The sequence below is a fragment of the Amycolatopsis sp. TNS106 genome (genome assembly GCF_019330265.1).
Lineage (GTDB): Bacteria > Actinomycetota > Actinomycetes > Mycobacteriales > Pseudonocardiaceae > Amycolatopsis > Amycolatopsis lurida.
Map to the genome: position 1 here is coordinate 3,623,006 of NZ_CP024972.1, position 17,630 is coordinate 3,640,635.

The following is a 17,630-nucleotide window of genomic DNA, read 5'->3' on the forward strand; positions in this document are numbered from 1 at the left end:
GGTGCCGTTGCCGGGCCGGATGTTCCCAATGTCGCATCAGGGACGCTGAGCGTCTCCAATGCGACATTGGGAACCCTGCGTGTGCCGCCCACGACCACGTCACTCCCCAGAGAAGTCGGGCATCCTCACCCCACCACCAGGCCTTTTCCGATTTGGTTGGTCTTCCGGGCCGTTCTGGGAACAACCTCACAAACCCTGGCGCCCCGCCGGACACCGGGTAGCTTCGGGGTGGTGCCGACCACATCCGCCCCCAGCCGCCGGACCGCGATCAGTGTGCTCGTGGCGCTGGGCCTCGTCGGGGCCGCGATGGTGACCCTGGGCGCCACCGGAGTGGCCGTCAAGCCGGTGAACGGGCAGGCGCTCGCGGTCCTCGAAGAGGTCCCCGGACCCGAGAGCGGCCCGACGTGCGCCGTCGACAAGCGTTATGTCGACGAGGACACCTTCGGTATGCGCCCGGACGTGGTCGAAGCGTGGAACGCCCTGCGCGCCAAGGCCAAGGCACAGAACGTCACGCTGTGCGTGAACGACGGCAAGCGCAGCCGGAGCCAGCAGCAGCGCGAGTTCGACAAGGCCGTCGAGCGGTTCGGCTCCGTGGAGCAGGCCAAGAAGTGGGCGTTGCAGCCGGAGACGTCCATGCACGTCAAGGGAATCGCCGTCGACATCCAGCCGCTGAACTCGGCCTCGTGGGTGGACAAGAACGGCGGCGCGCTCGGCTGGTGCCGCCGCTACGACAACGAGAAATGGCACTTCGAGTACGACCCGGCCTACAAGACCGGCGGTTGCCCCGCCCTGCTTCCCAGCGCCACCGGCAACTAACGCGTAACTCGCGTGTCTGGACGCGTATCTCGCGTGATCAGAGGCGTAACTCCTCCAGACACGCGAGTTACGCCTTCAATCACGTGAGTTACGCCTTCGATCACGCGAGTTACGTCTAGGCCAGCGTTTCGGCCACGTACTTCGCGGCTTCGGCGAGCAGAGCCTGGTCGTGCGGGGCGTCCTCGGTCGCCTTGCTGGACATGATCGCGACGACGAGCGGCGCCTTGTCCGGCGGCCAGACGACGGCGATGTCGTTCACCGTGCCGTAGCCGCCGGTCCCCGTCTTGTCGGCGACGGTCCAGCCGGACGGCAGGCCCGCCCGGATCCGCTGGGCGCCGGTGGTGTTGCGCTGGAACAGGTCGCGCAGGAAGTCCCGTTTGTCGGCAGGCAGCGTGTCGCCCAGCACGATCTTCCGGTAGTCGGCGGCGAAGGCCCGCGGTGTCGTGGTGTCGCGCAGGTCGCCCGGGGTGGCCTCGGTGATGGCCGGTTCGATCCGGTCCATCCGGGTGACGGTGTCGCCGAGACCGCGCGTGAACGCGGTCAGTTCGGCGGGGCCGCCGAGGTCCCGCAGCAGCAGGTTGCCCGCGGTGCCGTCGCTGAACCGGATGGCGGCATCGCACAGCTGGCGGATCGTCATGCCGGTGGCCACGTGCCGCCCGGTGACCGGAGCGTGTTCCACCAGGTCGTCCCGCGAGTATTCGACCCGTGTTTCCAGATGTGACAACGGATTGCGCTGCAGGACCGCGGCGGCGGCCACACCCTTGAACGTCGAGCAGAACGCGAAGCGCTCGTCGGCGCGGTGCTCGATCGTGGCACCGCCGCCGGTGTCGACCGCGTACACACCGAGCCTGGCATCGAACTTCTTCTCCAGCTCCATCAACCGGTCATGGAACTGGCGCGTGGTGGACGGCGGAGGCGGCGGAGGGGTCGACGGGCTCGGCGGCGGAGTCCCGCGAGTACAGGCGGCCAGCGACGCGAGGACCGCCATCCCCAGTAGCGCACGACGGGCGACGGCCGGCCCCGGCGAGTTCATCGTGATCCCTCCCCCTGATCACTTCGAACATAGCAACTTCCCCACCGCCCCCGGATCGGCCAAGCGGCCGAGGCGGGTGACCCCGGGAGTGTGCCTTCCCCCACTCGACCGGGCCACCATCCTGGTTACCGACCGGTAACCGGGGCTAGGGTGCGGTCAGGACTACCTCTACTTCAGGAGCATTCGTGGCCGCAGGAGCAACACCGCTCGCGCCGAACGCGCGGTCGGTACGCAATGTCGCCTTCGTCGAAGGGGTGCGAACGCCCTTCGGCAAGGCAGGCGAAAAGGGTATGTACGCCGGCACTCGTGCCGACGATCTCGTCGTCAACGCCATCCGTGAACTGCTGCGGCGGCATCCCGGGCTGCCGCCCGAGCGCGTCGACGAGGTGGCGATCGCCGCCACCACCCAGATCGGGGACCAGGGCCTGACCATCGGCCGTACCGCCGCGCTGCTGGCCGGCCTGCCGAAGTCGGTGCCCGGCTTCGCGCTGGACCGGATGTGCGCGGGCGCGATGACCGCGGTCACCACGACCGCGAGCGGGATCGGCATCGGCGCGTACGACATCGCCATCGCCGGCGGCGTCGAGCACATGGGCCGCCACCCGATGGGCGAGGGCGTCGACCCGAACCCGCGCATCATCGCCGACAAACTCGTCGACCCGACGGCGCTCGTCATGGGCCAGACCGCGGAGAACCTGCACGACCGGTTCCCCGCGATCACCAAGCAGCGCACCGACGCCTTCGCCGCGCGCAGCCAGGAGAAGTACGCCGAGGCCGTGAAGACCGGCAAGATCGGCCCCGAGCTGGTCCCGGTCGCCACGCGGTCCAAGGAACTGGGCTGGGGTCTCGCGACCGAGGACGAGCCGCCGCGTCCCGGCACCACGGTCGAGCAGCTCGCCGGGCTGAAGACGCCGTTCCGCCCGCACGGCCGGATCACCGCGGGCAACGCGGCCGGCCTCAACGACGGCGCCACCGCGGCCCTGCTCGCCGACGAGGACACCGCTCGCGAGCTCGGCCTGCCGATCGGCATGCGCCTGGTGGGCTACTCCTTCGCCGGTGTCGAGCCGGAGGTCATGGGCATCGGCCCGGTGCCCGCCACCGAGAAGCTGTTCAAGCGCACCGGTCTGTCGATCGACGACATCGGCCTGTTCGAGATCAACGAGGCGTTCGCGGTCCAGGTGCTCGCGTTCCTCGACCACTTCGGCATCGCCGACGACGACCCCCGGGTCAACCAGTGGGGTGGCGCGATCGCCTGCGGTCACCCGCTCGCGTCCTCCGGCGTCCGGCTGATGACGCAGCTTTCCCGTCAGTTCGCCGAGCGCCCCGACGTGCGCTACGGCCTGACCACCATGTGCATCGGCATCGGCATGGGCGGCACCGTGATCTGGGAGAACCCGGCCTACAACGGCTCCGAGGGGGCGAAGTAATGACTTTCACCGCTGAGCAGGCGAAAGCCGCCTTCCCCGACGAGGTCGTCACGAACGCGGTCACGCGTCTGGTGAAGGTGCCCGGCCTCGACAAGCCGGTCGCGCTGATCACCCTGGACAACGGCCACGACCACACCCGGCCGAACACCTTCGGCCCGCAGGGCCTGGTGAGCCTCGACGCCGCGATCGACACCGCCTTCGCCGCGGAACCCGCCGCGATCGCGGTCACCGGCAAGCCGTTCATCTTCGCCGTCGGCGCCGACCTTTCCGGTGTCGAAGCGGTCGCGGATCCGGCGCTGGCGCGGGAGATCGCGCAGACCGGGCACGACGTGTTCCGCCGTCTCACCGAATCCGAGATCCCGACCTTCGGGTTCGTCAACGGCGCGGTGATGGGCGGCGGGCTCGAACTCGCGCTTTCCTGCCACTACCGCACGCTTTCGGAGAACACCGCCGCGATCGCGTTCCCCGAGGTCTTTCTCGGCCTGTTCCCGGGCTGGGGCGGCACGCAGCTGCTGCCGAACCTGATCGGGCCGGACGCCGCGGTCACCGTGATCATCGAGAACGCGCTGGCCCAGAACAAGATGCTCAAGGTCGCGCAGGCGGCCGAGCTCGGCATCGTCGACGAGGTCTTCGGTTCGGCCGACTACCTGGAGCAGTCGCTGCTGTGGCTGGCGAAGGTCGTCAACGGCGAGATCACCCCCGCCCGCCGCGAGATCGACCGCGGTGCGGGCTGGGACGCCGCGATCGCCCGCGCCAAGGCCATTGTGGACGGACGCACCAAGGGCGCGTCCCCCGGCGCGACCAAGGCCGTCGAGCTGCTGGAGCTGGCCCGCGAGAACGACCTCGACCGCGGCTACGCGGCCGAGACCGACGGGCTCGCCGAACTGCTGATGGACGACACCTTGCGCGCCGGGCTGTACTCGTTCAACCTGGTCAACAAGCGGGCCAAGCGGCCGGCGGGCGCGCCGGACAAGGCGCTGGCGCGCAAGGTGAACAAGGTCGGCATCGTCGGCGCGGGCCTGATGGCCAGCCAGATGGCGCTGCTGTTCGTCCGCCGTCTCAAGGTGCCCGTGGTGCTCACCGACGTCGACCAGGAGCGCGTCGACAAGGGTGTGTCCTATGTGCACGGTGAGATCGACAAGCTGCTGGCCAAGAAGCGGGTCTCGCCGGACGGCGCGAACCGGCTTAAGGCGCTCGTCACCGGCTCGCTCGACAAGTCGGCGTTCGCCGACGCCGACTTCGTGATCGAGGCGGTGTTCGAGGAGCTGGGCGTCAAGCAGAAGGTCTTCGCCGACCTGGAGCAGTACGTCTCGCCGGAGGCGATCCTGGCGACGAACACCTCGTCGCTGTCGATCACCGCGATGGCGTCGCAGCTGAAGCACCCGGAGCGCGTGGTCGGGTTCCACTTCTTCAACCCGGTCGCGGTGATGCCGCTGCTGGAGATCGTCCGCGCGGAGAAGACCGACGACGCCGCCCTCGCGACGGCGTTCGCGCTCGGCAAGCAGCTCAAGAAGTCGAGCGTGCTGGTCAAGGACGCGTCCGCGTTCGTGGTCAACCGGTTGCTGCTGCGCTTCCTCGGCGAGGTGCTGGTGACCGTCGACGAAGGCACGCCGTTCGAGGTCGCCGACAAGGCACTCGAGCCGCTGGGACTGCCGATGACGCCGCTGACGCTGATGCAGCTCGTCGGCCCGGCGATCGCCCTGCACGTCGGGGAAACCCTGCACGGGGCGTTCCCGGACCGGTTCACCGTCAGCGAGAACCTCGACCGCTTCGTCAAGGCGGGCAAGAAGGGCGTCTGGCAGTGGGACGACAAGGGCAACGCCACCGTCGACCCCGAGGTGGCCGAACTCTGGCAGCGGGGCGACTCGCCGTCGACGTCCGAGCAGGTGCGTGACCGCGCGCTGGCCGCCATCGCCGAGGAGATCCGGATCATGCTCGACGAGGGCGTGGTCGCGGAGGCGCAGGACATCGACCTGTGCCTGATCCTCGGCGCGGGCTGGCCGTTCTGGCTGGGCGGCATCACGCCGTACCTGGACCGGGCGGGCGTGTCCGAGAAGGTCAACGGCAAGCCGTTCCTGGCCCCGGGCGTGGCGAGCGTGCCGCTCTCCTAGGGCTCGGCGAAAGGCCACCGTCGGCGACCATTACGTCGCCGACGGTGGCTTTTCGCGTTTTTCGTGGACTTTGTCGCATCGAACTTCGATTTCGGGAACACTCGCTCTGACCCTGGATGTCCAGGGCACTGGGGAACACAACGGAACACTGGGAGGAAAACCGATGAAAAAGATCGTCGTACGCGTGGGCCTGGGAGCCGGCGCGATGGTTCTGGGCCTGATGCTCGGAGCGGGTGTGGCGGGTGCTGACGACAGCGTCCGGATCACCGGCGACGAGACGGGCAGTGTCCGGATCACCGGAGTGGACAACCGCGACTTCGGTGTCACTCCGGCCAACCGGGACTTCTAGCCGGGAGGCCCGGCTCCCCGGCCATCCTCCGGGGAGCCGGGCTTTCGCACCGCAGCGACGATCGTCACACGGCGCCGTTCGTTGGCCGTCCGGACACCACCCGTTCAGCGAGGCTCTTTAGCGTGCCGCCGGTGAACAGCGAAAAACCCGGCGTCGACCGCCGCGGATTCCTCAAGCGTGCGGGCCTCGTGTCCGCGGCGGCCGCGGGCGCCCCGCTCGCCGCCACCGCCCCGGCGGAAGCCCTCGACCTCGATCTCGACATCGATGTCAACCTGCTCTTCGGCCGGGACCGCTACCGGTGGCTGGTGGGCGATCACCACATCCACACCCAGTACTCCTACGACGCGATGTACACAGTGGACGGAATCGCCGTCGACGCCCGCCGTCACGGGGCGGACTGGGCGGTGATCACCGATCACGGCCACGCCGCGCACGAGAAGTCGTCGGTGGAGCGCACGGACGCCGCTATCCGGGCGGCACAGCGCGCGCACCCCGATCTCCTGCTGTGGCAAGGCATGGAGTGGAACGTGCCCGGCGCCGAGCACGCGACGCTGTTCTTCCAGGCGGGGGCGAACCAGGCCGCGAAACTGCGCGAGTTCGAGCGTGCCTTCGACTGGCGGCTGACCGGGACCGAACCGGGTACCCCGGCCAACGAGGCGCTGGCCGTCGCGGCGATCCGCTGGCTCGCCGCCGAAGAGCGGGCCCGCCGGATCCACGCGCCGGTGGTGGTCGTCAACCATCCGCTGCGCAACGGCCGGATCGCCCCGCACGAGATCCGCGCGCTGCGCGACGCCGCGCCCGGCATCGTCATCGGCATGGAAGGCGCGCCGGGTGCCCAGGCCGACGGCTTCCCGAAACCGCTCGGCAGCGGCGGTGGCGCGCGCGGCGGTTACGGCAACTCCCCCGGGTCGAACTCGTGGCCGGGTTTCCCGGAGTCGGCCTACCGCACCTACGGCGGCTTCGACTGGAGCACCGCGACCGTCGGCGGGCTCTGGGATTCGCTGCTGGCCGAAGGAAAGCCGTGGTGGATCACCAGCAACTCCGACTCGCACTACAACCGCGGCGACACCCACGTGCGGCCCGGTGTGCCGGACGGGTACTACGACGAGCACGGCGCCTACCCGGACCCGATCGACACCGGTGTGCCGCAGACTCTGCCCCCGTACGCGGACTTCGCGCCCGCGGAGTTCAGCCGGACCGTCGTCGGCGTGTCCCGGCGAAGCCACGAAGGTGTGCTGGAAGGCCTGCGCGCGGGACGTGTCTGGGTGGTGCACGGCGGGCTCGCACAGGAACTGGAGTTCGGCGCGCACAGCGGCTGGAGCTCGGCGACGATGGGCGGCAGGCTGCGGGTCCGGCGCGGATCCGACGTCACGGTCGTCGTCTCGGCGAAACTGGCGGCCCGGCCGAACGGCGGCGGCACGATCCCCCGGCTCGCGCGGCTCGACCTCGTTTCGGGACCGGTGACCGGCCCGGCCGCCGACCGGGACACGCAGACCGCCCCTGGCACGCGGGTCGTGCGGTCCTTCGAACCACGGTGGGCGCCGGGGCGGCGGGTCGCCTTCCGGCACACCTTCCGCAACGTGCGTGAGCCGTTCTTCGTACGCACGCGCGGCACGGACGGCAAGAAGCACGTGCCCGGCGGGATCGAACCGAGCGCCGACGTGATCGGGCAGTCGAACCCGTTCGAAGACCTGTGGCTCTACGGGAACCCGATCTTCGTGGACGTGCGGTAGTCCTTGGGCCTCGTGAGTGGTAAGGACGGTTCTAACCGTCCTTACCACTCACGAGCCGAGGGTGTCCGGATCCGGCCCCAGCCGCTTCCCCTGCTCCAGCGTCGCGATCGCGGCGCCGTCGTGCGCGTCGAGGGCGAAGTCGAAGACGTCCATGTTCTCCTTGATCCGTTCCGGCGTGACGGATTTCGGGATCACCAGGTGGTTCATCTCGATATGCCAGCGCAGCACGACCTGCGCCGGCGTCTTGCCGTGCTTCTCCGCGATCGTGGTGATCTTCTCGTCGGCGAGCAGGTCCCCGCCGCGCGCCAGCGGACCCCACGCCTCGGTGACGATCTCGTGCTTCTCGTGGAAGTTTCGCAGCAACGGCTGCTGCAGCCACGGGTGGCATTCGATCTGGTTCACCGCCGGGACGATCCCGGTCTCCTCGATCAGCCGCTCCAGATGCGGGATCTGGAAGTTCGAGACGCCGATCGCCTTCGCCCGGCCATCGGAGGCGATCTTTTCCAGCGCCCGCCACGTTTCCACGTACTTGTCCTGCGACGGCAGCGGCCAGTGGATCAGGTACAGGTCGACATACTCGAGACCGAGTTCACTCAGGCTCGTGTCGAAGGCACGCAACGCCGAGTCGTAGCCGTGCTCGGTGTTCCACAGTTTCGTGGTGACGAACAGTTCCTCGCGGGGCAGCCCGCTCGTGCGGACGGCCTCGCCGACGCCGCGTTCGTTGGCGTACAGGGTCGCCGTGTCGATCGCCCGGTAACCCGCCTCGATGGCGGTGCGGACCGCGCCCACGACCTCGTCGTCGCCGATCTTGTACACCCCGAACCCGAGTTGCGGGAGGGACGTTCCGTTGTTCAGCCGAATGCTGGGGACCATATTCGAACCGTAACCCCAGCCGGGGGTCAAGGCAGCGCGGGCAGGTGCACGGTCACCGAAAGACCGCCGCCCACAACGGGTTCCGCGGACACCGTGCCGCCGTGCGCCTGGACCGCGGCCCGCACGATCGAAAGTCCCAGCCCGGCGCCGGTGCGGGCGGTCCTGGCGACGCCGGCGCGGCGGAACGGTTCGAACAGTTCGGGGACCGCGGCCGGGTCGAGCAGACCGCCGGACGACCGCACCCGCAGCACCGACCACTGTGGACCCGCTTGCGTGACGACGTCCAGCCAGCCACCGTCGACGTTGTGCCGCACGGCGTTCTCCAGCAGATTTCCCGCGATCCGTTCCAGCAGCGCCGGATCGCCGAACGTCGGCGCTCCCTGGGTGGCGAACTCGACGCGGAGGCCGCGTTTCTCCGCGTCCGGCCGCGCCGCGCGCCACGCGATCGCGACGATCACCGCGAGATCGACCGGTTCCCTCGCCACCAGTCCCGCGCCGTCCGTGCGCGCGAGCAGCAGCAGCGAACCGACCAGCCGCTCGGCCCGCTCGGTCGCGTCGCGGACCACACCCGCCATCCGGCGTAATTCGGCTTCGTCCGCGTGCTCGTCGGCCAGGGTGACGTCGAGTTCGGTGCGGATGACCGCGAGCGGCGTCCGCAGTTCGTGGCTGGCGTTCGCGACGAAATGCCGTTGCGCGTCGAACGCGGCCTGCAACCGGTCGAGCATGTCGTCGAAGGTTTCGGCCAGTTCGGCGAGTTCGTCCTTCGTCCGGACCTCGCCGATCCGCTCCCCCATCGATTCGATCGACAGGCGCCGCGCGGTGCCGGTGATCTCGCGCAGCGGTTGCAGGACCCGCGCGGTGAACGTCCACGCGAGGATCCCCGCCGCCAGCACGACGAAACAGAACGCGACCGCGCCGAACAGCAGCACCCGGTTCCTGGCGTACACCCCCAGGTGTTCGGTGACCGCGGAAGCGTCGACGTCGACGCCGTCGACCCGCACCGTGGTGCCCGGCGGCAGCTGCGGGACGGCGGAAACCGCGTCGCCGACCAGGTTCCAGGTCAGCCAGAGCAACAGGAGGCTGACCAGCGCCACCAGCCCGGTCGCGAGCAGCGTGACCCGCGCGCGCAGGCTGCGGGCACCGGACAGGTTCACCCGCGTGCGGTCCCCTGCTCCGGCACCCGGTAGCCGGAGCCGACGACGGTCTCGATGATGCCCGGCTCGCCGAGCTTCTTGCGCAGGGTCATCACCGTGACCCGGACGGTGGTGGTGAACGGGTCGGCGTTCTCGTCCCACACGCGTTCGAGCAGTTCCTCGCTGCTGACCACCGAACCGGCGGCCGACAGCAGCACCTCCAGGACGCCGAACTCCTTGCGGGTCAGCTCGACCGGGCCGCTCGCGCGGCGGACGGTCCGCCTCGCCGGATCCAGTTCGACGTCGCCCGAAGTCAGCAGCGGCGGCGCGGCCGGGGTCGCGCGGCGCCCGAGCGCCCGCACGCGCGCGACGAGTTCGGGGAAGGCGAACGGCTTGGCGAGATAGTCGTCGGCGCCGAGGGAAAGCCCGTCGACGCGGTCCGAAACGGAACTGCTCGCGGTCAGCATCAGGACACGGGTCAGCTCGCCGGACGCGACGATCTCGCGGCACAGGTCGTCACCGGACATCCCGGGCAGGTCGCGGTCGAGCAGCACGACGTCGTACCGGGTGACGGCGGCCTTCTCGTGCCCGTCGTCACCGGTCAGCGCGATGTCCACCGCCATGCCCTCGCGCCGCAGGCCGCGTGCGATCGCGTCGGCGAGGGGTTCTTCGTCTTCGACTACCAGAATTCGCACGACCCTACGTTGCCACACATTCCTGAGAGTGACCTTATTGGACTCGTGAGTGGGTAAGGACGGTCAGCGCCCGCTGCGGTCGATTCCCGGCTCTGTCCGTGAAGGCCTCCTTGAGGGACTCTGGGTCCCTCAAGGAGGCCTTCACGGACTCGGTTCTCGCCACGTACGCCCCACCGGTATCAGCAGTCACAGGGCCGCGCGAAGGCCGTCGAGTCCCGTGAGTGCCGAGGGTGGCTCAGTTACCTACTGTCGGTGCGCGAGCGGCGGGTTCGCGTGACTGGACGGACGACACGCGTGATCAGACGGACGACACGCGGCGGGACCCCGGCCGCGATCGTGTCGTCCGGTCGGTCACGTGACATCGCCGGTCAAGTCACGAGGACCACCGCAGGGCGAACCACAGCCGCATCCGGATCTCCGGATCCGCCAGATCCACCCCCAGCGCCCGTTCGATCTGCCCGATCCGGTGCCGGACGCTGTTGCGGTGCACGCCGAGTTCGGCGGCCGTCCGGTCCCAGCCGCCGTGGTGCGCGAGCCAGGTCCGCAGCGTGCCGACCAGTTCGCGGTCGCCCTTCCGGTCGAGTTCCCGCAGCGGCGCCAGCGCCTGGGCGGCGAACCCGGCCGCGGCGCCCGGCTCGATCAGCGCGTCCAGCCCCGAACCACCTTCCGCCACCACCGGCCGTTCCAGCGCGGCGGCCCGCGTCAGCAGCACCTCGATTTCGCCCGCCGCCTCGGGCAGCCGTCCGGGCGGGACGGGCGAGCCGACGACCGCGAGCCAGCCGTCGGCCCGGAGCCGGTCGAGGTCGCCGATTTCCGGCGCCTCGCGGACGATCGCGGTGAACCGCGGCCCCGGCCGCAACCGGACGAGCGGAGTGTCGAGCCGGGCGCGCAGCCAGTCGTAGCGGGCGGCGACCTCGTTCGGGCCGCGGCGGTACGCGATCCCCGCGACCAGACGGCGTTCGTCCCCGCCGATCACGTCGGTCTCGCCCAGCAGCAACGCCGTGGCGGTGGCGCCCAGTCCGGCCGCGTCCGAACCCGCGCGGCCCACCAGCCCGAGCAGCGCGGCCCCGACCGACAGGATCGAGCGGTCCGCGCCGTCGAACCGCGCGACGCGGCCGACCACGACCAGATGCGACGCCGTCGCCTGCGGGTACACCGGCTGCGCGACGACGTGCGTACCGTCGGCGAGTTCCGTCGTGGCGCTGCGGATCCCCCGGCCCGTCCGGAGCGTGGCGACGACCTCCCGGACTTCCGGCGGCAGCGGCGACGGCGCCCCGTGGTCCGCGGCCAGGACGTCGTCGACGCCGACCAGCGCCACCCAGGCCCCGAGCCGCCCGGCCAGCGCGCTCGCGAGTTCGCCGAGTCCGTCGCCTGCCGCCCTGGTCAGCGCCTCGCGCGCGACCGCGATCCGCCGCTGTTCGCGCTGCCCCGCCTCGGCCAGTGCGACCGACACCGCCCGGCTGATCGCGAGGAACGGCGTCCGCGGCTGGACGACCAGCAGCGGGAGCCCATGCCGGGCACACGCCGTCCGCAGTGGCGGCGGCAGCGTCTCGTAGGCACCCGGCGTGAGCCCGAACCCCAGCGCGGAGATCCCGCTTTCGGCCAGCCGCCGGACGTAGCGGTCGATCTCGGCCGCTTCCACCGGCAGGTTCACCCCGGCGGTGAGCAGCAGTTCCGCCCCGAGCAGGTACGGCGCGGGATCCAGCAGCTCGCTGACGTGCGCCCAGCGCACCGGGGCGTCGAGCGAACCCGGCCGCAGGGTCTCCACGACCGGGTCGACCGCCAGTTCCGGGTTGCCGACCACGGCCCGTAACGGGACATTCACATCCGAGTCGAACACATCATGGGTTCGGGTCATTTCATCCTCGCTCGTGCCGGAGTTCGGATGGATCATCCCATGTCGTTCAAGCTGCGAACGAACCTACGGTGACCCGAACGAAGCGAACAGCCCCAAGTCAAGGAGGACACCGTGGCCGGTGACTACGCGGTGATCGCGCTCTACATAGCGGGCATGATCGGGGTCGGCTGGTTCGGGCTGCGGCTCGCCAAGACCAAATCCGACTACCTCGTCGCGGGCCGCCGTCTCGGCTGGTTCATGTACTCCGGCACGATGTCCGCGGTCGTCCTCGGCGGCGCTTCGACCGTCGGCGGAGTGAAGCTCGGCTACACCTACGGCATCTCCGGCGCCTGGCTCGTGATCGCGATCGGCGTCGGCATCCTGGTCCTCCACGTGCTGTTCGCGCGGCGGCTGGTGAAGCTGCGCGTCTACACCGTCGGCGAGATGCTCGACCTGCGCTACGGCGGTTCCACCAGCACCATTTCCGGCGTGGTCATGTGGGGCTACACGCTCATGCTGACCGTCACCTCGACGCTGGCGTTCGCCACCATCTTCAAGGTCCTGTTCGACGTGCCGAGCTGGGCGGGCATCGCCATCGGCGGTTCGATCGTGGTGCTCTACTCGGTACTGGGCGGCATGTGGTCGATCACGCTGACCGACATCGTCCAGTTCGTCATCAAGACCATCGGCATCCTGCTGATCCTGCTGCCGGTCTCGATCGTCTCGGCGGGCGGTTTCGACGGGATGGCCGCGCGGCTGGACGAGAGCTACTTCGAACTGACCGCCATCGGCGGCGACACCATCTTCACCTACTTCCTCGTCTACAGCTTCGGCCTGCTGATCGGACAGGACATCTGGCAGCGCGTGTTCACCGCGCGGACGCCGGGCATCGCGACCGGTGGCGGTGTCATCTCCGGCGTCTACTGCCTGGTCTACGGTCTCGCCGGCGCGCTGATCGGCACCGCGGCCAAGACGCTGTACCCGAACCTGGCCAGCGCGCAGGACGCGTTCGCGACCATCGTCGAGGATCAGCTGCCCGCCGGAGTCCGCGGCCTGGTGCTCGCCGCGGCGCTCTCGGCGATGATGTCGACCGCGAGCGGCGCCCTGATCGCGTGCTCGACGGTCAGCACCTCGGACCTGCTTTCCAAGCTGGGCCTCAAGAAGGCGGCCGACGAGGTCGCGAGGAACCGGGTCACCACGCTCGTCCTCGGCATCGTCGCGATCGGGATCGCGATGGTCGTGGACGACGTCGTCAACGCGCTGACCATCGCCTACGACATCCTCGTCGGCGGGCTGCTGGTCGCGATCATCGGCGGGCTGGCCTGGAAACGCGGCACCCGCCAGGGCGCGCTCGCGTCGATGGTCGTCGGCACCGTCGTGGTCATCACGTTCATGGTCGTCGACGGGGTCGAGGCCAACAGCCCGATCTACTGGGGCCTCGGGTCCAGCCTGGCGGTGTACCTGCTGGTCAGCTTCCTCACCCCGCGTACCTCGGACGAGATCCTCACCGTGTGGACGCGCCGCCTGAACGGCAGCGCGGCCGCCGAAGAAGAAGAGGCGAAACTCGCCGCTTCCCAGTCCTGAAAACCATTCGAAGGAGACACAGTGCCTGAGCAGACCCCGATCGGACCCGTCGACTCTTCGAGGGTGCCCCGGTTCGCCGGTTTCGCGACCTTCGCGAGGCTGCCGCGGATCGATCAGGTCGAGCATGCCGACGTCGCCGTCGTCGGGGTGCCGTTCGACGCCGGGGTGTCCTACCGCCCCGGCGCGCGGTTCGGCCCCGCGGCGCTCCGCGAGGCCAGCCGGCTCCTTCGCCCGTACCACCCCGAACTCGACGTGTCCCCGTTCGCCGAAACGCAGGTGGTCGACGCCGGCGACATCGCGCTCAACCCGTTCAACATCGGCGAGGCGATCGAGACCCTGCAGAGCGAGGCGGAGGCGCTGACCGCGAACGGGACGCGGCTGGTGACCGTCGGCGGCGACCACACGATCGCGCTGCCGCTGCTGCGGGCGGCGGCGAAGAAACACGGACCGGTGGCACTGCTGCACTTCGACGCGCACCTCGACACCTGGGACACCTACTTCGGTGAGCCGTACACCCACGGCACCCCGTTCCGGCGGGCGTCCGAGGAAGGCCTCCTCGACACCGAAGCGCTGTCCCACGTCGGCACGCGCGGCCCGCTGTACGGCAAGCGGGATCTGGAAGAGGACCGCCGCCTCGGATTCGGCATCGTCACCTCCGGCGACGTCATGCGCCGCGGGGTCGCCGAGACGGTCGACGCGCTGCGCCAGCGCATCGGCGGCCGCCCGCTCTACATCTCGGTCGACATCGACGTGCTCGACCCGGCGCACGCGCCGGGCACCGGAACCCCCGAAGCGGGCGGAATGACCAGCCGCGAACTGCTGGAGATCCTGCGCGGGCTGCGGGACTGCAACCTCGTCGGAGCCGATGTGGTGGAGCTGGCCCCGGCTTACGATCATGCCGAGATCACCGCCATCGCGGCTTCCCACGTCGCCTACGACCTGGTGAGCCTGCTCAGTTTGGGGAAGGGCGCATGACCAGCACTGAACGGATAGGCGGCGACGTAGTCGTCGAAACCCTGCACGCGCTCGGGGCGGACACCGTGTTCGGCCTGCCTGGCCAGCACGCGCTCGGCCTGTTCGAAGCGCTGCGGCGCACGGACGACCTGCGCGTCATCAGCTCGCGGGTGGAGAACAACCTGGCGTTCGCGGCCGACGGGCACGCCCGCGCCCGGCTCGCGGCGGATCCCGAAGGCCCGGTCCCGGTGACGCCGATGATCGTGTCGACCGGCCCCGGCGCGCTGCTGACTTTGGCTTCACTGCAGGAATCCCGGGCCGCGTCGGTCCCGGTGCTCGGGATCTCCAGCCAGATCCCGGTGGCCGGGCTCGGCGGTGGACGGCACGGCTATCTGCACGAACTGCCCGATCAGCAGGCCAGTTTCCGCGATGTGGTGAAGTCGGTGCACGTGGTGCGCACCGTCAGCCAGATCCCGACGGCGCTGCGCGAAGCCTGGGAATCGGCGGCGACCGCGCCGTACGGCCCGGTGTGGGTCGAGATCCCGCAGGACATCCTGCTGGCACCGGTGGAGCTGCCCCGGATCACGTCGGTGACGGCGCGGCCCGCACCGCTCGAACCGTTGCCGGAGCTCGTCACCGAAGCCGCGAATCTCCTTGGCGCGGCCAAGAATCCGGTGATCCTCGCCGGCGGTGGCGCCCTGCGCTCCGGCGCGCAGGCGGAACTCAAGGCGCTCGCGGAGGCACTGCGCGCGCCGGTGCTCTCGACGTTCGGCGGCAAGGGCGTCTTCGGCTGGGACCACGAACTGTCCGGCCGGTCGTGGCTCGAAGACTGGCACAGCACGGAGTTCCTTTCGGCCGCGGATGTGCTGCTGGTACTGGGTTCCGGGCTCGGTGAGCTGTCCAGCAACTATCGTGAATTCGCCCCGCGGGGCCGGGTGATCCAGATCGAGGCCGACCTCGGGAAGCTGGAGTCGAACTACCCGGCGCTGGGCATCCACGCCGACGTCCGCCTTGCCCTGCAAGGACTTCTGGAGCAGGTTCCGTTCCGGCAGAGCGACGGAGTCGCCGAGAAGGCGGTCGCGGATCTGCTGGCCAAGGTGCGTGAACGCCTCGACGGCCAGGAACTCGAAACCGAGCGCAAGCTGATCGACGACATCCGCGCGGCGATCCCCGAAGGCACCCAGACGTTCTGGGACATGACGATCGCGGCCTACTGGGCCTGGTCGGCGTGGAACCCCGAGGGCGCGCCGATCCACACCGCGCAGGGCGCGGGCGGGCTCGGCTACGGCCTGCCCGGCGCGCTCGGCGGCGCGGCGGCGACCGGCGGCCCGGCGCTCGCGGTGTCCGGTGACGGCGGGGCGATGTACGGCATCGCGGAGCTGGCCACGGCGGTCCAGCACGGGCTGGACGTCACGTGGCTCGTCATCGACGACGGTGGTTACGGCATCCTGCGCGAGTACCTGACCGGCGCGTTCGGCCAGTCCACGGCCACCGAGCTCGCCCGGCCTGATTTCGCCGCGCTGGCACGGTCTTTCGGCGTCGAAGCCACCGTGTCCTCTTTGGACACCGTCGGGAAGGACCTGGCGGACGCATTGGGCACGCCCGGTCCGTCGGTGGTCGTCCTCCCCGCCCTCCTGAAGATGTTCGAGCCGACCCACCTGGAGAAGAAATGACTCAGGTCCTGAATTTCGTCGACGGCGCCGAGGTACCGGCGTCGGGCTCGCGGACGCTCGACCTGGTGGACCCCGCCACCGGCGAGGTCTTCGGCACCAGCGTCCTGTCCGAGCAGTCCGATGTGGACACCGCGCTGGAAGCCGCCGAACGCGCGTTCAAGGTGTGGCGCAAGAGCACGCCCGCCCAGCGCCAGCTCGCACTGCTGAAGATCGCCGACGCGGTGGAGGCCCGCGCCGAGGAGTTCGCCGACCTCGAAATCCGCGAGACCGGCAAGATCCGCGCGGTCGTGCTGGACGAGGAGATCCCGGAATGCGTCAGCGCGCTGCGGTTCTTCGCCGGTGCGGCGCGGCAGCTCGAAGGCACCGCGTCCGGGGAGTACCTGCCCGGGCACACGTCCGCGATCCGTCGCGAGCCGGTCGGCGTCTGCGCGCAGATCGCGCCCTGGAACTACCCGCTGATGATGGGCGTCTGGAAGATCGCGCCGGCGCTGGCCGCGGGCAACACCGTCGTGATGAAGCCCGCGGAGACCACGCCGTCGACGGCCGTGCTGCTGGCGAAGGTGGCGGCGGAGTTCTTGCCGCAGGGTGCGTTCAACGTGCTGTGCGGCGACCGCGACACCGGCCGCGCGCTGGTGAAGCACCCGATCACCGAGCTGGTGTCGATCACCGGCTCGACCCGCGCCGGGATCGACGTCGCCACCGTCGCGGCGGCCGACCTCAAGCGCACGCACCTCGAACTCGGGGGCAACGCGCCACTGCTGGTCTTCGGCGACGTGAACCTCGCCGAGGCGGCCGAGGGCATCGTCGGCGCGGCGTTCTACAACGCCGGGCAGGACTGCACCGCGGGCAGCCGCGTGCTGGTGGACGCGGCGATCCACGACGAGTTCGTCGCGGAGCTGACCAAGGCCGCCGCCGCGCAGAAGCCCGGTACGGACTTCGGCCCGCTCAACAGCGAAGCGCAGTTCGGCCGGGTGCGCGGCCTCGTCGACCGGCTGCCGTCACACGCTCGCGTGGAGACCGGCGGCGTACCCGCCGGTGACCGCGGTTTCTTCTTCTCCCCCACCGTGATCTCGGGCCTGAAGCAGGACGACGAGATCGTGCGGGAGGAGATCTTCGGCCCGGTGATCACCGTTCAGTCCTTTGTGGACAAGGACGAGGCGGTGCGCCTGGCCAACGGCGTCCCGTACGGGCTCGCCTCGTCGATCTGGACCAACGACCTGTCACGCGCGACCCGCGTTTCGGGCGAACTCGACTTCGGCTGCGTCTGGGTCAACACCCACGGGCCGCTGGTCTCGGAAATGCCCCATGGCGGCTTCGGGCACTCGGGCCACGGGAAGGACCTCTCGTCCTACTCCTTCGCCGAGTACACCCGCGTGAAGCACGTCATGACCCGCTTCGCCTGACCGCAATTC

14 protein-coding genes are annotated in these 17,630 nt (G+C 70.0%); 9 read left to right on the top strand and 5 right to left on the bottom strand.

The window, feature by feature from the left end:
• Positions 1-228 precede the first annotated feature (228 nt).
• Positions 229-816 (top strand): D-alanyl-D-alanine carboxypeptidase family protein, encoded by a 588-nt coding sequence (locus CVV72_RS16080; RefSeq protein ID WP_219153172.1) that lies wholly within the window; start codon positions 229-231, stop codon positions 814-816.
• 115 nt (positions 817-931) lie between these two features.
• Here the strand turns inward: CVV72_RS16080 and bla are convergent, their stop codons facing one another.
• Complete coding sequence (gene bla / locus CVV72_RS16085; protein ID WP_219153173.1) at positions 932-1,849, bottom strand: class A beta-lactamase; 918 nt, start codon at positions 1,847-1,849, stop codon at positions 932-934.
• Between the two features lie 185 nt (positions 1,850-2,034).
• Here bla and CVV72_RS16090 point away from each other — a divergent pair, with 185 nt between their 5' ends.
• From CVV72_RS16090 to CVV72_RS16105, 4 genes are all read left to right on the top strand, one after another.
• Positions 2,035-3,276 (top strand): thiolase family protein, encoded by a 1,242-nt coding sequence (locus CVV72_RS16090; protein WP_219153174.1) that lies wholly within the window; start codon positions 2,035-2,037, stop codon positions 3,274-3,276.
• Positions 3,276-5,387 (top strand): 3-hydroxyacyl-CoA dehydrogenase NAD-binding domain-containing protein, encoded by a 2,112-nt coding sequence (locus CVV72_RS16095; RefSeq protein ID WP_219153175.1) that lies wholly within the window; start codon positions 3,276-3,278, stop codon positions 5,385-5,387. Before CVV72_RS16090 ends, CVV72_RS16095 begins: the two co-directional genes overlap by 1 nt.
• Positions 5,388-5,550: 163 nt before the next feature.
• Positions 5,551-5,736: a hypothetical protein gene (locus CVV72_RS16100; RefSeq protein WP_219153176.1), complete on the top strand. Its 186-nt coding sequence runs from the start codon at positions 5,551-5,553 to the stop codon at positions 5,734-5,736.
• Positions 5,737-5,867: 131 nt separating this feature from the next.
• The gene (locus tag CVV72_RS16105) at positions 5,868-7,469 is read left to right on the top strand and encodes a PHP domain-containing protein (RefSeq protein ID WP_219153177.1); all 1,602 of its coding nucleotides are present in this window, start codon (positions 5,868-5,870) and stop codon (positions 7,467-7,469) included.
• A gap of 48 nt (positions 7,470-7,517) precedes the next feature.
• On the opposite strand, the gene CVV72_RS16110 is transcribed toward CVV72_RS16105, so the two are convergent.
• The 4 genes from CVV72_RS16110 to CVV72_RS16125 form a co-directional block, all read right to left on the bottom strand.
• Positions 7,518-8,342, bottom strand: a complete 825-nt coding sequence (locus CVV72_RS16110; RefSeq protein WP_219153178.1) for an aldo/keto reductase — start codon at positions 8,340-8,342, stop codon at positions 7,518-7,520.
• 26 nt (positions 8,343-8,368) lie between these two features.
• Positions 8,369-9,496: a cell wall metabolism sensor histidine kinase WalK gene (locus tag CVV72_RS16115; protein WP_219153179.1), complete on the bottom strand. Its 1,128-nt coding sequence runs from the start codon at positions 9,494-9,496 to the stop codon at positions 8,369-8,371.
• Positions 9,493-10,170 carry a response regulator transcription factor gene (locus CVV72_RS16120; protein ID WP_007033550.1) on the bottom strand — a complete coding sequence of 226 codons (678 nt, stop codon included), beginning with the start codon at positions 10,168-10,170 and terminating at the stop codon, positions 9,493-9,495. Before CVV72_RS16120 ends, CVV72_RS16115 begins: the two co-directional genes overlap by 4 nt.
• Positions 10,171-10,543: 373 nt before the next feature.
• Positions 10,544-12,028: a PucR family transcriptional regulator gene (locus CVV72_RS16125; RefSeq protein ID WP_219153180.1), complete on the bottom strand. Its 1,485-nt coding sequence runs from the start codon at positions 12,026-12,028 to the stop codon at positions 10,544-10,546.
• 111 nt (positions 12,029-12,139) lie between these two features.
• Between CVV72_RS16125 and CVV72_RS16130 the strand changes: the two genes are divergently transcribed.
• Genes CVV72_RS16130 through CVV72_RS16145 form a run of 4 tightly spaced genes read left to right on the top strand, consistent with a single transcriptional unit; the run spans position 12,140 to position 17,621 of the window.
• Positions 12,140-13,591, top strand: coding sequence for a sodium:solute symporter (locus CVV72_RS16130; protein WP_219153181.1), 1,452 nt, complete (start codon positions 12,140-12,142; stop codon positions 13,589-13,591).
• A 21-nt stretch (positions 13,592-13,612) separates the two neighbouring features.
• Positions 13,613-14,566: an agmatinase gene (gene speB / locus CVV72_RS16135; RefSeq protein WP_034318045.1), complete on the top strand. Its 954-nt coding sequence runs from the start codon at positions 13,613-13,615 to the stop codon at positions 14,564-14,566.
• A complete protein-coding gene (locus CVV72_RS16140; RefSeq protein WP_219153182.1) occupies positions 14,563-16,218 on the top strand; it encodes a thiamine pyrophosphate-binding protein in 1,656 nt (551 codons plus the stop codon). The genes speB and CVV72_RS16140 overlap by 4 nt, the downstream gene beginning before the upstream one ends.
• Positions 16,215-17,621: an aminobutyraldehyde dehydrogenase gene (locus tag CVV72_RS16145; protein WP_219153183.1), complete on the top strand. Its 1,407-nt coding sequence runs from the start codon at positions 16,215-16,217 to the stop codon at positions 17,619-17,621. Before CVV72_RS16140 ends, CVV72_RS16145 begins: the two co-directional genes overlap by 4 nt.
• The last annotated feature ends 9 nt before the right edge of the window (positions 17,622-17,630 follow it).

Excerpts from the sequence above, each read along its gene's own strand:
- bla (WP_219153173.1), bottom strand. The coding sequence starts at position 1,849 with ATGAACTCGCCGGGGCCGGCCGTCGCCCGTCGTGCGCTACTGGGGATG.
- CVV72_RS16095 (WP_219153175.1), top strand. The coding sequence starts at position 3,276 with ATGACTTTCACCGCTGAGCAGGCGAAAGCCGCCTTCCCCGACGAGGTC.
- CVV72_RS16100 (WP_219153176.1), top strand. The coding sequence starts at position 5,551 with ATGAAAAAGATCGTCGTACGCGTGGGCCTGGGAGCCGGCGCGATGGTT.
- CVV72_RS16110 (WP_219153178.1), bottom strand. The coding sequence starts at position 8,342 with ATGGTCCCCAGCATTCGGCTGAACAACGGAACGTCCCTCCCGCAACTC.
- CVV72_RS16125 (WP_219153180.1), bottom strand. The coding sequence starts at position 12,028 with ATGACCCGAACCCATGATGTGTTCGACTCGGATGTGAATGTCCCGTTA.
- CVV72_RS16140 (WP_219153182.1), top strand. The coding sequence starts at position 14,563 with ATGACCAGCACTGAACGGATAGGCGGCGACGTAGTCGTCGAAACCCTG.
- CVV72_RS16145 (WP_219153183.1), top strand. The coding sequence starts at position 16,215 with ATGACTCAGGTCCTGAATTTCGTCGACGGCGCCGAGGTACCGGCGTCG.